The organism is Polymorphospora sp. NPDC050346 (assembly GCF_040655695.1).
Classification (GTDB): domain Bacteria; phylum Actinomycetota; class Actinomycetes; order Mycobacteriales; family Micromonosporaceae; genus Polymorphospora; species Polymorphospora lycopeni.
Map to the genome: position 1 here is coordinate 16,464 of NZ_JBFAKM010000061.1, position 13,876 is coordinate 30,339.

A 13,876-nucleotide genomic window follows, 5' to 3' on the forward strand; every position below is an offset into this window, starting at 1 on the left:
ACGCAACTTAGTAGCTGCCACCGGGCGGCGGCGGGCCGCAGTCGATCGAACCGCAGACAGCCCGGGTGGCCACCGTGATCGTCCGTACGACGCACGCCAGGGTGGTACCGCCCGCGGTCTTGTCCCAGGTGTCGACGTCAACTCCGGCGAGGTCGAGGTCGTCGAGGTCGAGGAAATACTCGGCCTGGTCGCCCGCAGTGGGATCCGCGGTCATGTTGTCGGCCATACCTGTCCTTTCTTGTTGGGGCGCGCCGTTACGCAGGGTTTCCGCGCCACGCCCTGTGGACGGCCAGTGTGATCGACTCGCTTATGCGTCGACTACGCGTTCCCTATCGGCTCGGCCGCCTCGTCCCAGCGCGGCCCCACCCGTGACCTGGAAGCACCCGGCGCACAACTGATCCCACCCAGCGGCCAGGTGGGTTGCTGATCCGGGGCAGGGGAGCCGGCGGCCTGCCGCAATTTCTGTGCAAGAAATGGGATCGACCGGCTTGAACCTGAATGACGGGCCGCACCCTGGATAGGGCTCACCCTTCGCAAACGGGGAGGTAGCCATGAACGTCGACACGAAAGCCTGGGGGTTGAGCGGCCCCGAGTTCTTGTTGATCTATTGCGCCCTGGCCGTCGTGCTGCTCATGCTCGCGGTACTACACCGGCATCACCTGCTCGCCGGCCGAGGACGCGTATCCGCGAACGACCTCACCCCGCAGCAGGTCGCGTACCTGAACGGCCAAGCCCGGTTGGCGATCTACTCAGCACTGGCCGCGCTGCGCAGTGCCGACGCCGTCAAGGTCGGCCCGGCGCCTGACCGGCACCTGCTGACGAACGGACCACCACCAGCTGGATCGAGCCCACTCGATCTGGCGGTGCACCGGGCAGCGGGCCAACGACTGAGCACCCGGGAACTGGCGGCCGACGGAGCGGTGGCGGCGGAACTGACGAGACTACGCGGCACCCTGGAACAGTTCGGACTACTACCCACCGCCGACGTCATACGGGTCATGCGCGGATGGCTGCTGGCACTTGCCGGGGTGCTGGCCCTCGGCCTGGCCCGGCTGTCCTGGGGGATCGCCGACGGCAAGCCGGTGCTCTACCTGGCCGGGGTCCTCATCTCGCTGTCCGTGGCCATGGTCCTCCTACACCGGCGCTGGCGTCGACCACGCCCCACCCGGTCCGGCAGACAGACCCTTGCCGTGCTGCACGGCGGGTACGCCCACCTGAAACCGGCGAACAACCCCTCGTGGGCGGTCTACGGAGCGGCGGGTGCCGCCATGGGCGTCGCACTGTTCGGTCCGTACGCACTCTGGGCGGCGGATCCCGAATTCGCCGGGGAAGCCGGCATCGCACGTAGCCTGGCCATCGCCCAGTCGGGCAGCCTGCTCCCTGGCCCGGGTTCCAGCTCGACTCATACCGGGTGCAGCAGCGGATCATGGGCCGGCGGCTCGACCGCAGGTGCCTCCTGCGGCAGCAGCTCGACATCGTCCGGCGGCGGCTGTGGCGGCTGAGCGGGTGGTGGTGTCGGGCCTCGACGCCGCCCCGAGCGCCGCCAACCGCCACTCGAACCGCCGCCCGGCGCGTTCGACCTGGCGGGCCTGGTGCTCGAAGAAGCCCTCCAGCACAACCAGAACCACCAGTGCCGCCAGCAGACCGGCGTCGCCTGACCCACGCCGCACGGTCCTTCTCCACCACGAGAACGACCGTCTGTCGCACCCGAAAAACCTGCGAATGCCGCGGACCGCTGCGCCGCCAGGACGGGGACGCACACAGGGAGACCGGGATTGCTGCCCGTCTGTGCTACGGTCTCCTTGTTGCAGTTTTGATTTCCGTAGACGTTTCCGGCGCCTGATGGGGATATCTGAAACCCCTCCAGGCGCTTTTTCGTTTGTCGTGTCGGTTCGGCGCGGGTGATCAACGCGGCGGCGTGAGAGTCCGCACACCGCGGTCTCCAACAGCCTGCGAAGGAGCAGACATGGCCACCGGTACCGTGAAGTGGTTCAACAGTGACAAGGGCTTCGGCTTCATCGCCCAAGACGGCGGCGGCGCCGACGTCTTCGCCCACTTCTCCGCGATCTCGTCGAGCGGCTTCCGCAGTCTCGATGAGAACCAGCGGGTGGAGTTCGACATCACCCAGGGTCAGAAAGGCCCGCAGGCGGAGAACATCCGCCCGCTCTGATCCCCATTCTGCGAACGGCGGCCCGACTGGTTCAGCGGGCCGCCGTTCGGCATTCCGCGGACGGTGGCCTGAGTGCCGACCCCGCCGAGCCGCGGAGCAGCTACCGGGCACCGCCGTCGGTGACCAGGCGCAGCAGCCGGTATCCGTCGGTGTCGAACTGGGCGAGCTCACGGCGCGCGGCGCAACAAGGCTCGACACCTCGCGGCGCGGTCCGCCGTCAGCGTCGCACACATGCCCGGTGAGGACCTGAGCGTGTTCCCGCATGGCAAGGTGGAGACCCTCAACCCTCGGGACAGCGAGCCGGCCGCGGACTGGCCGGAACTGTTGGCGCACCTCGAGGACTTCTACGGCGATGACTTCTTCGACCGGGACAACGACGTCGTCTACTACCGGCCGCATCCGCACTGGATGACCGTCTTCGCCGATGACCCAGCCCGTTGACGCCCTCCCCCCCGCGCCATCGTCGCGTGGCCGATCATGCAGCCTGGACGGTGAAGGCCAGCGCCGCCGAGCAGATGACCAACATCGCCGTCGCGTTCAGGAACAGGTTGCGGCCGAAATCGCGGGCGCGGACATGCGCCGAGATCGCCACCAGGAAGTAGCAGACCAGCGCCGCGCACACGAGCACCGCCAACGGCGGAACCCAGATCCCGACGATAAGCCCAGCCGCTGCGCCAGCCTTGAGCGGAGGGAGAAACTTCCAGAAGCGTTCGGGGAACCGGACGTCGATCAAACACTGCCGAATGAAGGCGACCGGCTTTGCGCATAACACCGCATCGCAGAGCTGGATCACTGCCAACAAGGCCAGCGGCCACCAGGGTTGCACCATCCCGCAGGAACTCCTCAGGTAAATGGGCCACAATCAACCACACTGCACGTGGGTGGAGCCTCACCATGTCGGACAACGGTGACCCGCCATCGTCTGCGACCCGTTCCCGACTCCTGCTGCCGAGCCAGTCAGCCACCCTGCCTCAGCGGACAAGCTCAGCCCTCCTCCGTGTCTTGGCCTTCGCACGTGCCCGGCTGTCGTCGGGTAGCAGCAGCGGGTGGGGGGTGCGCGCCCGCGCCGAGGACGTGCTTGGTCACCGCATCGGCGCAGGGGGTGTGCGCGCGCCAGTGGAGGTAGCCGTCCGGGCGAATAAGCAACGCGGTACCGGGCTTTGCCCGGTAGGCCCGGCGAAACGTCCCGTCGCGGTCGATGACCACCCGGCCGGAGAACGACGTCGATCGCGCGGGCGTGATCAAGCAGGTGTGCACCTCGTCGGGAAGAGCATCACAGTCGAGGTGGCTGGCGGAGGCCTCGCCGACGAGGAGCAGCGTCCATCGTGGCCCGCGGAGCAGGTCGAACAGCCGCAGCGGCTGCTCGGTTGCGGCATCGACGAGGTGGGCATCGGGTGCCCGATCGCCGGGTCGGACGCGGCCGCCGGACAGCTCGTCGTCTGCCAGGGGACCGTCGCGGTAGCCGATGTCGATCTGGGACACACGAGCCGTGAGCCCGCGGTTGATCGAGGGTCGGCTGAGTAGCGGCAGGAGCAGTCGTTGCACGGCGAACCGGACGAGTGGGTTGCGGTTGGTGACCACGTCGAGGATGTTGGTGCTTTGCGCCAACGCACGACGGGCGACGGGGAGGCGTTCGGCCGGGTAGGTGTCGAGCAGGGTGTCATCGTGGCCGTTGAGGCAGGCTGCAAGCTTCCAGCCCAGGTTGTAGGCGTCCTGGATGCCGGTGTTCATTCCCTGCCCTCCGGTGGGCGGGTGCACGTGCGCGGCGTCGCCAGCGAGCAGGACTCGGCCGCTCCGGTAGTCCTCGACCATGCGGACGTTGACCCGGAAGTTCGACAACCAGGTCGCGTCGGACAGGCGGACCTCTGGGTGGCCGGTGCGCTCGTCCCATAGCCGCTGGAGGGCCTCCAGGGTGGGCTCGAGGTCGTCATCGACGGTTATGCTCGCGCCGATTTGCCACTGCCCGGTCCCGGGCAGGCCAGCCAGACCGAGGAACGACCCGTCCGTACCGAGCCATGCGTGTGAGCGAACGGCTCCGTCGACTTCGGGGTGCCAACCGGGGACGGTGACATCACCGAGCAGGTAGCGCTGCGTCTCGTCGGAGGAACCGGCGAACTCGAGTTCGAGTGTGCGGCGCACGGTGCTGTGCGCGCCGTCGCAGCCGACGAGGTAGCGGACGGTCAATTCCTCCCGGCCGCCGTCCGGTGTGCTGACCACGGCGCGCACCGCGTCGTTACCAGCGGTGAACGACTCGAGGCGGGTGTTGAACCGGATCGCGGAGCCGAGTTCGTGCAGTCGCCCTGCGAGCAGCGTGGTGGTGCGCCACTGAGGAATCATCACGATGTTCGGGTACGGCAGATCCGCGCGCGGCTCGGCGAGACCGGCGGGTATCCGCGCAAGGCGCCGGCCATCGCGGTACAGGGTGATGTCCTGGCGTGACTGGCCGTGTCCCAGAACCGCGTCTATGACACCGAGATCGTCGAGCACCTCCAGGCTTCGAGGCTGCAGGCCCTTGCCTCGGGACTGACGGGGCAGTGCGGGCGCGGCCTCGAGCAGCATCGCGCGAACTCCACGGCGGGCCAGATCGACCGCGAGGGTGAGCCCGGTCGGGCCAGCCCCGACGATCAACACATCGACAGCGGGCATCTGCCTCCTCTTTCTAGGCGATGATCCCCGGTAGCAGTCACGATGCCCGGCGCGAGCGCGACAGCGACGGCAATCACGGCGCCTGTCCGCAGGCGGGGGCGCCGGAACGGGACCTCAGACATGGGGGATCAGGTCTGGCAGTAGGTCGAACACCGCACGTCGACCGGCAGCGTCGAGCGGTGGGCGGATGGCGTTGGCTCCGATCAGGAGAAGATGCGGCAGCAGGGCGGCGGCGCGCGCCCGGGTCGGGTCGGGCACAGCGCGGTTCCAGAGGGTCTCGAGGAAAGTGAGGCGCGCGTTGTCGACGCGCTCGACCACGCCGCGCGCACCGTCGTTCCCGATCGCCCACGCCCGCAGGGCCCGATCCAGCTCGGCGTCGAACAGCTCGTCGAGCCGCGAGGGAAGGGTCCGCAGGGCGTCGACCGGATCGACGGCCGCGAGCTCGTCCGACAGCCCATCGAGCAGGGCGACCTGTCCGTGCTCGATGTGAGTCAGCAACGCCGCGTGGTAGTCGGCGACCCCCGTGAAGTGGTGATGGAACGACCCCTTTGTCAGGCCAAGGCGGGCAGCCAGACGGTCGATCCGCACACCAGCCGGTCCCTCGTCGGCGAGTACCACGACACCCTCGCCGAGCCATAGATCACGCGTTCCCATAACGCGAACATACCATACGGTATGGCATGTCTTCGGCGACAGCTTCGACCGGCGCATGTGGGGCGGAACGAAGAGGAGGGATCCGGGAAGACCTGCTCGTAGATCGGATCGCCCGCTTCTTCAAGTCGTTGAGCGGACTGAGAATCACGCACCCAAGGCAGCAGGCAGGGACACGGTGCCGCGCTCGTAGGGCGCGATGTCGATGCTCGTGACGAGACCGTCGTGGACGCGGATTCGGATCAATGCGAACGGGTGCCCACCAGGGGCGATCACCGCTCCCGGGTGACCCTCGACGAGGACCGGGACGGCGGCGGCGATGCGGTCCACGAACACCCTGGTCTCCTTCGCGACCGCCCAGGCGCCCCGGACGACAGGCGCGGCGCCGTCCGCGAGGAATCCGAGGTCGGCCGTGCGGACGACGTCAGGCGCCAGGAGCGTGACGAGCCGCGCGATGTCGCCGCCACGCGCCGCGGCGAGGAACGCGTCGATGATCTCCATCTGGTGGGCGGACCCCGGCAGATCGACCGCACGAGCGTCCCTGAGCCGGATCCGCGCCCGACTCGCAAGCTTCTTCGCCGCAACCACCGTCGTGTCGAGCACGGGCGCGACCTCGTCGAACGGGACGGCGAAGAGGTCATGCAGCACGTACGCCACCCTCTGCGGGGGAGACAGTTCGTCGAGCACGACCAGCAGCGCACGAGAGACGTCCTCACGACGGACGAACGCCTCGTCGGCCGCGAGTTGCTCGCCGGGGATCTCGTCGGCCGTGAACGGGAACTCGCGCCGGCGATGGCGGGCGCGAAGTTGGTCGAGGCACAGGCGTGCCGTCACCGTGGTGAGCCAGCCCTCGATGTTGACCAGTTGCGCCGGGTCGGCCGACCACGCGCGCAGCCAGGCGGCCTGCACCGCGTCTTCGGCATCGTGGTGCGAGCCGACGATGCGATAGGCCAACGACATCAGTCGGGCCCTCGAAGCCTCGAAGTGTTCGACGAGTTCCACGTCTGGTCACCTTTCATGCGTGCCGGGCGTCAGAAGGGCGAGAGACCACAACCTGATGAACCCGCGCACGTGGAGGCACCTATGAGCTTACCGATTACTCGATCGCGCCGGCACGCGTCATGATCGCCGTACTGGGGGGCGTCCTGGCCGCCGCGACCATCCTTTGCGCCCTCGCCAACGCCATCGAGGTGACCGCCAAGGCGATCGGGGCGGACTTCGTGATGCGCAATTGCGCCGAGGTCGGGCTGTCCGCGCGGTGGATCCCCTACCTCGCGGTGGTCGAGGGGGTCGGTGTCATCGGTTTGGTGCTCGGCCTTCTCGGCGTACGTCCCTTCGGATTGGCCGCAGCCGTCGGCCTCGTCCTGTTCTTCGTCGGCGCGATCCTGGCTCACGTCCGTGCGCGGGTGTTCCACAACATCGCGTTTCCCGCGGTCTTCCTCATCCTCGCCGTCGCCGCCGTGGGGCATTTCGCGTGGACGGCCACCTGATCAATCGCCGATCGGCCCATGCGGTGCGGGGGCTGAGGATCCGGGTGCCGGGGTCGCCGATCCGTGCCGTTGGAGGGGATGAGACGGCTGCACGCCCCCTGCACGTGCCCGACAGGGCGCAGTTCACGCCGATCCTGCGCGACCTCGACCACCCGGCCGGCGAGCCGTCCACGGCCGGAGTTTATCGGGGTTGCGTATCGCCCATATGTGCTTGATCCGCTCGCCCTCGATACGGAGCGCCGCCACCGTGACCGTGACCCCGGCCTGCTGCAGGACCAGGCCAGGTTGGCCGTTGACGGTGCGTTCCAGGATCGTCAGGTTGCGGAGGCGCCGCGCGAGCTCAACCATGAAGCGCACGATCCGCTCGGCGCCCTCGATCGGGCGCAGCACGGCGCTGGCCCGGCCGCCACCGTCGGCGATCGCTGTGGCGCCGGGGTCCAAGAGACCGATGAGGGCGCTGACGTCCCCCGCTTCCCATGCCCGCTTGAAATCGTTGACGATCCGCGTCTGCCGGACCGGCGGCGTCGCCGGGGTGCGTCCTGCGTGGATGCGACGGCGGGCCGAGGAGGCGAGCTGGCGGCAGGCCGCCGGGGTGCGGCCGACGATCTCGGCCACCTCGGCGAAGGGGTAACAGAAGACGTCGTGGAGGATGAAGGCGACGCGTTCGGCCGGCGTCATCGCGTCGAGGACGACGAGGAAGGCCATGTTGACCGACTCGTCGAGCGTGACCCGGTCGGCCGGATCGATGGTGAAGCCGTCCGCACGCCCACCGATCCACTCGGAGGGCTCCGGAAGCGGCTCAGGTAGCCACTCGCCCACATAGAGCTCCCGCCGCACGCGCGCCGAGGAGAGTACGTTCAGACACAACCGGCTCGCCACCCTGTTCAGCCAGGCGCCGGGAACCTCGATGGCGTCCTGCTGCTGTCGGGACATCGCGTACCAGCGCGCGTAGGTCTCCTGGACCACGTCTTCGGCCTCGGCCAAGGAGCCGAGGAGCCGATACGCCAGATTGATCAGCTGACGTCGCTCGCCCATGACTGCGCCCAGGCTCGGATCGAGAGGGTCGCAGCCCTGCTCAAACATGTCGGTCATGGTCTCGCACTCCCTCAGTCGCGTTCTGCTCTCAGTGGTCCGACAAGACAGCGCAGCGAACTGTGAGCCACCTCGCCTCACATTTCCCGGTGATGCGCTGTCGGAAGAGTGAGACACCGTCCATCAAGCACAGCAGTTGCGGGCCGGCTGGAGGCCCGCTGTCGAGAACCGCGCTGCCCCCAATCGCAGCAGGCGGAGAGCGCGGACAGCTGTCGAGATCAAGGAAGGATTCCAATGCCTGTACGGTCCACGATCCACAAGGTCGTCGTCATCGGCGGCGGTTACGCGGGCACGCTCGCGGCCAACCGTTTACGCAAGCGCGACGACGTCGGCATCACTCTGGTCAACCCCCGCCCGAGGTTCATCGAGCGAATGCGGCTCCACCAGTTCGTGGCCGGCACCGGGGGTGCGACCGCCGACTACGGATCGCTGCTGGGCGAGGGCATCGATCTCGTCGTCGACAGCGCCACGCGCATCGACACCGCGGCCCGCACGGTCCGGCTCGCCTCGGGGCGCGACCTGGACTACGACTACGTCATCTACGCGGTGGGCAGCACCGCAGCGATACCGCCGTCGGTGCCCGGCGTTGCCGAGTTCGCCGTCTCCATCGCCGAGTGGGAGTCCGCGCAGCGGGTGCGCGCCAGGCTGGACGAGCTGCCCCCCGACGCTCCGGTCACCGTCGTAGGCGCCGGACTGACCGGCATCGAGACGGCCGCCGAACTGGCCGAGCAACGGCGGAGGATCACCCTGGTCTGCGGCGGGATCCTGGCGCCGTCGCTGAGCGCGTCGACCCGCCGATCGGTCTTCCGGTGGCTGTCCCGCCACGGTGTCGCCGTGCTCGAGTCGGCCGCGGTGACCGACGTCCGCCAGCATGACGTCGTTCTCGCCGACGCCGACGTACGCCCGAGCGCGTTGACCATCTGGGCTGCCGGTTTCGGCGTGCCGGAACTGGCGGCCACGAGCGGGCTGCGCACCGACGAACTGGGCCGGCTACGCACCGACGAGACATTGGCAAGCATCGACAATGCTCGCATCGTCGCGACCGGAGACGCCGCCGCGCCATCCGGGCAGCCGATGCGCATGAGTTCCCAGGCCGCGGCGCCGCTGGGGGCGCAGGCCGCCGACACCGTGCTGAGCCGGATAGCGGGCACCGAACCGGCGGTGATCGACTTCGCCTTCACCGGCTCCTGCGTCAGCCTTGGCCGGCATAACGGCGTGAGACAGTTCGCTCGTAAGGACGACAGCGCCCTAAACATGTACCTCGGTGGTCGCGCCGTCGCGGCCTACAAGGAGCTGACCTGCAAGCTCGGGCTGTTCAAGATCCGCCTTGAGGCCCGCAGACCGGGCTCCATGCCGTGGCCCAAGGGCGGAACGCGGCCCGAACAGCCGGTCTCGCCTGCACGGGCGGTCGCATCCTCGTGACCAGCGACGAGCGAGCCCTGCGATGTCACCCCGCGGACCAGGGCGTGCAAGGTCCATCGGCCGACGCGCTCCAGGGGGCCGCCGACCGAGGGTCTGACACGGCCGCGCGAAGCGGATGGGATCGAGACCGGATCCGCACCACCCTCTACTGGGCCACCACGATCGTCATCGTGCTCGAGCTGGCGTCGGGATCGGTCTGGAACCTGCTGCCGATCGAGTGGATCGTCGCCCAACTGCGCCACCTGGGATACCCACACTTCCTCGCCTACATCCTCGGCGCGTGGCAGGCCGCGGCAGCTGTCGTGATCATCGTGCCGAGGTTCGCAATGCTCAAGGAATGGGCGTACGCCGGTTCCTTCTTCCTGTGGTCCGGTGCCGTCGTCTCGCACCTGGTCGTCGGCGACAGCCCCGACCTGTGGGGGGTGCCGCTGATGTTCGGCGTCTGCGCCATCGCGTCGTGGGCGCTGCGACCCGCCGACCGCCGGCTTCCGCACACGCAGCTGCGCCGCCACCGACCCACCGACGCCGGATTCGTCGGGGCACGCTCGAGCGAGAGCCGTCCTCACGCGGTCGAGACCAGCCTGCGCGCGTGGGCCGTATCGCTCGGGCTGCTCGTCGCTCTGTACGTCTTCTCCTTCCTCACACTGCCCGTGATCGAACCCGTCATGTACGAACGGGCCGTCGAACTCGGCTGGATCAACCCGTAGATGGCCACCAGACGGGCAGCGAATCGAGCTGTCGGCGGCCAGTGAAAGATGGCTCTGGCACGAAGTTCGCTCCTGCCGCGACATCGGCAACCCCGAGCCACTCGGCGACGTCCCTGGGGAAACCCGCACCGCCGCAGCGCCTGTCACCCGCCCGCGTCCGCCGAGGATTTCGGCACCTACTCGCGAAAGCCACCAACCCCCGCCGGTGCACTCAAACCCTAAAGCCAGGACCCGGGCCGCCACCCGGCCGCCGCAACAACCATCCCGCCCCGCGCTACGACGTCCACCGCGAGCACCAAGACACCGGCTACAAAGAAAACCAGATCCGCCATTCCCCGCCCACGTCGAACAGGTTGAAGATCAATTTAGCGATTATCCACAACGAAGCGTCCGGCCTCGTCGCGCCATCGACGAACATCGCCGATGATAAAAGTCGAGCGGGAGGTGGACGTGTCCCTGGTCGACACCATCCAGGCGGGCCTACAGACGCTGACCGCCGGTAACGACCGCGCGGCGCAGGAAACCGTTGTAGTCGACCACGCTATCCAGCAGACCGGGATACAGGCAGCGGCGTCGGGCTTCGTGGGAATCGCGCGAAATCTGACCCTCGTCCGCACGGTGATCGGCCAGATCCGGACCGCCCTCAGCGGCATGGCCGCCGTGGCTCGGGAGGCCGCCACGACACTGGCTGCCACGCCGCAGCAGCCGGCCCCACAAGAGATCACCGCGACGCTCGGCGCGGTATCGGGAAACCTGAACAGCATCACCGATGGGATCTGCCGGCGTATCGGACAGGTCGACCAGGCCAAGCAGGTCACGGCCACAGTTCTGCGGGGCGGTGATCCCGGGACCCTGCTGGCCAGGCTCGACGCCATCCACACGGTTCTGGCTGCGGTCGGGCAGCGCGTTGCGGCCACCAGGCACCAGGTCGAGGCGGCGACGGCCGAGGCAAGATCGACCGGCAGCTCGGGTGAATGGTCGCGGTCGCCCACAGCACCGCCGGAGTCGACCGCAGAGCCTCCGGACACACCGGTCGCTCACGGTGCTGCCGCACTCGCCGCCCGGGTCGGGCTCGCGAGAGCCTGGGCTGCCGAAACCCACGTCGAGGCGCACGCCGCCGAAACGATGGACCGGCTCGGATTGCGGGAGGCGGTGCTGGCGGTCAACAAGAGGCCATGTCCCGGCATGCAGGGCTGTGACCGCCTGCTCCCCCGGCTACTACCGGCCGGCACCCAACTGACGGTGTACGGTCCTGACGGATATCGACCCCGGCAAGGTGTTCGACCTCTAGCTCTCGCTCGACGACGCTTCCGACGGGTACCGGGCGATGGACGAGCGCCGCGCGATCAAAGGCGCTGCTCAAGCCCTGACTCTCCGAACGGGCCGGCGCCGTGCGGCGCCGGCCCGTTCGGAGATGCGAGGTCCTGGCGGCACCTCCCACGTCCGGGCCTCCCAACCGAAGAAGATTGGCATTTGACTGGTACCGGTGAACGTGAGTGAGCGGCCGACCACTTCCAGGCCTTCGCCGACCTCGGGCTTTGGCCGCACGGGCTCAGGGGCGTAGCGGCGGGTCACCGGATGCCTGCGGCGTGGAGCTGCCGCATGGCGGCGGGGTCGATACTGGTTCTCGCCAGCGAACCGGGCGGTGACCCCCCACCGCTGAGCGCGCCCACGATCACCGCGATGAGCAGTAACGGCATGAGCAGCGTTCTGACCAACATAGCCCAGCACGCCTTGCCACCGACTCGACCACCGTCCTTGACCCGCACGAGCTGCGTACCGGTGAGGACCGCGCCGAGCGCACGCCCGTTGCCGTAGCACAGGCCGTACAGCAACGGCACCACGAACAACAACGAGATCGCCAGCAGGGCAACGGTCCCGTCGGGGAGGCCAGCCGCGACGGCCACCAAGGACAAGACGACGAAACCCACCCCGAAACCCAGCACGAACACCACGAAGTCGACGAGCCACGCCAGGAACCGCGCGCCCCCACTGGCCTCGACGTACAGGGTGCCGTTGTCGAACGCCGCGAGCCGTTTGGCGGTTCGCCGTCCGAGCACGCGTTCCGCGTGCTCCCTGGCGAATTCCAGTCGGGTCGGCGGCCGGCCTGTTCCGCGGACTGTCACAGCACTCTCCTCATCGTGTCGTCGCCATATTGTGCGCCAGCTCCGGAGCGTGACCGGGAAAGGGCCCACCGTCAGGCCCTGGCCGGCGGACGCACAATTCACGCCGGGCCGGGGCGAGCGTCAAGCCCAGGAGGATCAGGGGCACCGCGGACATCAACCGGGTTCCTCGCTGCGACCGGCACCCGCCCAGAGGACTGGGACCTTTCCGACCAACGACCTGGACACACTGGGCAAGGATCCTGACAGCCAGGTGTGGGCACGCCCGAATCTGGTGTGGGTGTAACGAAAAGGATGCAGAGCCTCCACATGAAGTGGTCCAGAGTGACATGAGCAGTCACGGGGACATCTGCCCTACGAGAGTGCCCAAGCTGCCCTCTTCGGGCGCGTCGAACGGGCACGAGGGCCAGGTTCCGGATCGTCCGCCCGCAGGGAAGGCGTGGGGACGACGTGCAATCGGGTGACGCGCGGATGGGGCGGCGCCCCCGGGGGTCGCAGGCGGGCAACAGGGCGGCAAGGAGGAAACACCCGTGCACCGCTGGAGAACCTGGCGATCAGCCCCGGTGCGGCTTCACCTTGATCAAGGAGGCTAACGTTGTCACCGTCGACAAACAGCGCCGCGAGCTTCGGCTGATCGCGACTCCTGCTGGCCAGGGCCGGTCCCGAGCGGCCCTGGCCGGCTCACCCGCTCTTCAAGGAGACATCATTGGGACGAGACGCCCTGCGGTGGCCGATGCCGGTCATCGCGCTCGTGCTGGGCCTGCCCCTGTTGACCGGCTGCGCCAAAGGCACGGCACTGGCCTCGGATTTCGAAGAAGACTGGGCCGGCACGCCAGACGTCGTGGATATCCGCACCACCGATTACAACACGCTGCCCTTCCTCGGAACGGCGACCGGTGTGGTGATCCTCAAGGACGGCACTTCGGCCGACCGCGTAGCCGAACTGGCGAATGAGCTGGGGGAGTATGTTGCCAGTAACGACAAGACCACCGGCCGGATCACGGCGGATGGCATCACCTTCACCGTTGTCGCGGACAAGACCCGCACCGGCGAAATACTGGCGCTGTGGCAGTCGCTGACGGACGACGACCGAGTGGTGAACGGCGACATCAAGGATGCGCCCAGGAAAGAAATCGACCGCTGGGACATTGAGGTCACCGCGGTCGATCCCACTGGTGCAATGGCGGTGTTCAAGGACATGATGACCGATGGTGACCAGCACCGGCCACTCTCGCAAGTGACCTCCCTAAAGGTCAGCACGGAGCACGGTGTGCGGCCCTCGCTCCGCGTTGAGACCGACTTCCACGACGGCTTCCCTGCCGAGGCAATCGCCGCGTACGAGGCGGTGGTCGCTCAATATCCAGTCGTCGGCGCGACTCTGCGACGCGATCCTACGACCGGATCGGCGGTAAGCATCGTCGTGGCGGACAGCGGGGATCTGGACCGTGCCGGCGAACTCGCCAGGACGGCGGCGCCGAACCTAAGCAGGTTGCCGGAAGTTATGTCCGTAACTCGCCCGAGTTGGCGTAGCTCCACATAGAAAGACCCCGTCGGGGGTTTGATCGAGTTACCACA

At 68.1% G+C, this 13,876-nt stretch carries 15 protein-coding genes; 8 read left to right on the plus strand and 7 right to left on the minus strand.

The features are described 5' to 3' along the window. Nucleotides 1–7: 7 nt before the first annotated feature. Nucleotides 8–226 (minus strand): hypothetical protein, encoded by a 219-nt coding sequence (locus AB0I42_RS35095; protein ID WP_357544079.1) that lies wholly within the window; start codon nucleotides 224–226, stop codon nucleotides 8–10. 325 nt (nucleotides 227–551) lie between these two features. Here AB0I42_RS35095 and AB0I42_RS35100 point away from each other — a divergent pair, with 325 nt between their 5' ends. The 3 genes from AB0I42_RS35100 (at nucleotide 552) to AB0I42_RS35110 (ending at nucleotide 2,611) form a co-directional block, all read left to right on the plus strand. Then, entirely contained in the window at nucleotides 552–1,502 is a 951-nt protein-coding gene (locus AB0I42_RS35100; RefSeq protein WP_357544080.1) for a TIGR04222 domain-containing membrane protein, read from the plus strand. Between the two features lie 464 nt (nucleotides 1,503–1,966). Continuing rightward, on the plus strand, nucleotides 1,967–2,170 hold the full coding sequence (locus AB0I42_RS35105) for a cold-shock protein (RefSeq protein WP_212818951.1): 204 nt from the start codon (nucleotides 1,967–1,969) through the stop codon (nucleotides 2,168–2,170). A gap of 231 nt (nucleotides 2,171–2,401) precedes the next feature. Then, the gene (locus AB0I42_RS35110; protein WP_357544081.1) at nucleotides 2,402–2,611 is read left to right on the plus strand and encodes a hypothetical protein; all 210 of its coding nucleotides are present in this window, start codon (nucleotides 2,402–2,404) and stop codon (nucleotides 2,609–2,611) included. Nucleotides 2,612–2,645: 34 nt separating this feature from the next. On the opposite strand, the gene AB0I42_RS35115 is transcribed toward AB0I42_RS35110, so the two are convergent. From AB0I42_RS35115 to AB0I42_RS35130, 4 genes are all read right to left on the minus strand, one after another. Beyond that, complete coding sequence (locus AB0I42_RS35115; RefSeq protein ID WP_357544082.1) at nucleotides 2,646–2,999, minus strand: DoxX family protein; 354 nt, start codon at nucleotides 2,997–2,999, stop codon at nucleotides 2,646–2,648. A gap of 155 nt (nucleotides 3,000–3,154) precedes the next feature. Next, the gene (locus AB0I42_RS35120; protein ID WP_357544083.1) at nucleotides 3,155–4,816 is read right to left on the minus strand and encodes an FAD-dependent monooxygenase; all 1,662 of its coding nucleotides are present in this window, start codon (nucleotides 4,814–4,816) and stop codon (nucleotides 3,155–3,157) included. A 114-nt stretch (nucleotides 4,817–4,930) separates the two neighbouring features. Next, on the minus strand, nucleotides 4,931–5,470 hold the full coding sequence (locus tag AB0I42_RS35125) for a TetR family transcriptional regulator (protein WP_357544084.1): 540 nt from the start codon (nucleotides 5,468–5,470) through the stop codon (nucleotides 4,931–4,933). Between the two features lie 144 nt (nucleotides 5,471–5,614). Then, complete coding sequence (locus AB0I42_RS35130; RefSeq protein ID WP_357544085.1) at nucleotides 5,615–6,469, minus strand: sigma-70 family RNA polymerase sigma factor; 855 nt, start codon at nucleotides 6,467–6,469, stop codon at nucleotides 5,615–5,617. 119 nt (nucleotides 6,470–6,588) lie between these two features. On the opposite strand from AB0I42_RS35130, the gene AB0I42_RS35135 reads away from it, so the two are divergent. After that, on the plus strand, nucleotides 6,589–6,957 hold the full coding sequence (locus tag AB0I42_RS35135; RefSeq protein WP_357544086.1) for a DoxX family protein: 369 nt from the start codon (nucleotides 6,589–6,591) through the stop codon (nucleotides 6,955–6,957). A 123-nt stretch (nucleotides 6,958–7,080) separates the two neighbouring features. Here AB0I42_RS35135 and sigJ read toward each other — a convergent pair whose 3' ends face one another. Continuing rightward, nucleotides 7,081–8,049 (minus strand): RNA polymerase sigma factor SigJ, encoded by a 969-nt coding sequence (sigJ, locus tag AB0I42_RS35140; protein WP_357544087.1) that lies wholly within the window; start codon nucleotides 8,047–8,049, stop codon nucleotides 7,081–7,083. Nucleotides 8,050–8,283: 234 nt separating this feature from the next. Between sigJ and AB0I42_RS35145 the strand changes: the two genes are divergently transcribed. The 3 genes from AB0I42_RS35145 to AB0I42_RS35155 all read left to right on the plus strand — a co-directional run bounded on the left by AB0I42_RS35145 (nucleotide 8,284) and on the right by AB0I42_RS35155 (nucleotide 11,678). Beyond that, nucleotides 8,284–9,471, plus strand: coding sequence for an FAD-dependent oxidoreductase (locus AB0I42_RS35145; RefSeq protein ID WP_357544088.1), 1,188 nt, complete (start codon nucleotides 8,284–8,286; stop codon nucleotides 9,469–9,471). A 44-nt stretch (nucleotides 9,472–9,515) separates the two neighbouring features. Next, nucleotides 9,516–10,178: a DoxX family protein gene (locus AB0I42_RS35150; RefSeq protein WP_357544089.1), complete on the plus strand. Its 663-nt coding sequence runs from the start codon at nucleotides 9,516–9,518 to the stop codon at nucleotides 10,176–10,178. A gap of 450 nt (nucleotides 10,179–10,628) precedes the next feature. After that, the gene (locus AB0I42_RS35155) at nucleotides 10,629–11,678 is read left to right on the plus strand and encodes a DUF6244 family protein (protein ID WP_357544090.1); all 1,050 of its coding nucleotides are present in this window, start codon (nucleotides 10,629–10,631) and stop codon (nucleotides 11,676–11,678) included. A 71-nt stretch (nucleotides 11,679–11,749) separates the two neighbouring features. Here the strand turns inward: AB0I42_RS35155 and AB0I42_RS35160 are convergent, their stop codons facing one another. Next, complete coding sequence (locus AB0I42_RS35160; RefSeq protein WP_357544091.1) at nucleotides 11,750–12,304, minus strand: RDD family protein; 555 nt, start codon at nucleotides 12,302–12,304, stop codon at nucleotides 11,750–11,752. A 730-nt stretch (nucleotides 12,305–13,034) separates the two neighbouring features. On the opposite strand from AB0I42_RS35160, the gene AB0I42_RS35165 reads away from it, so the two are divergent. After that, a complete protein-coding gene (locus tag AB0I42_RS35165; RefSeq protein WP_357544092.1) occupies nucleotides 13,035–13,841 on the plus strand; it encodes a hypothetical protein in 807 nt (268 codons plus the stop codon). Nucleotides 13,842–13,876: the final 35 nt, after the last annotated feature.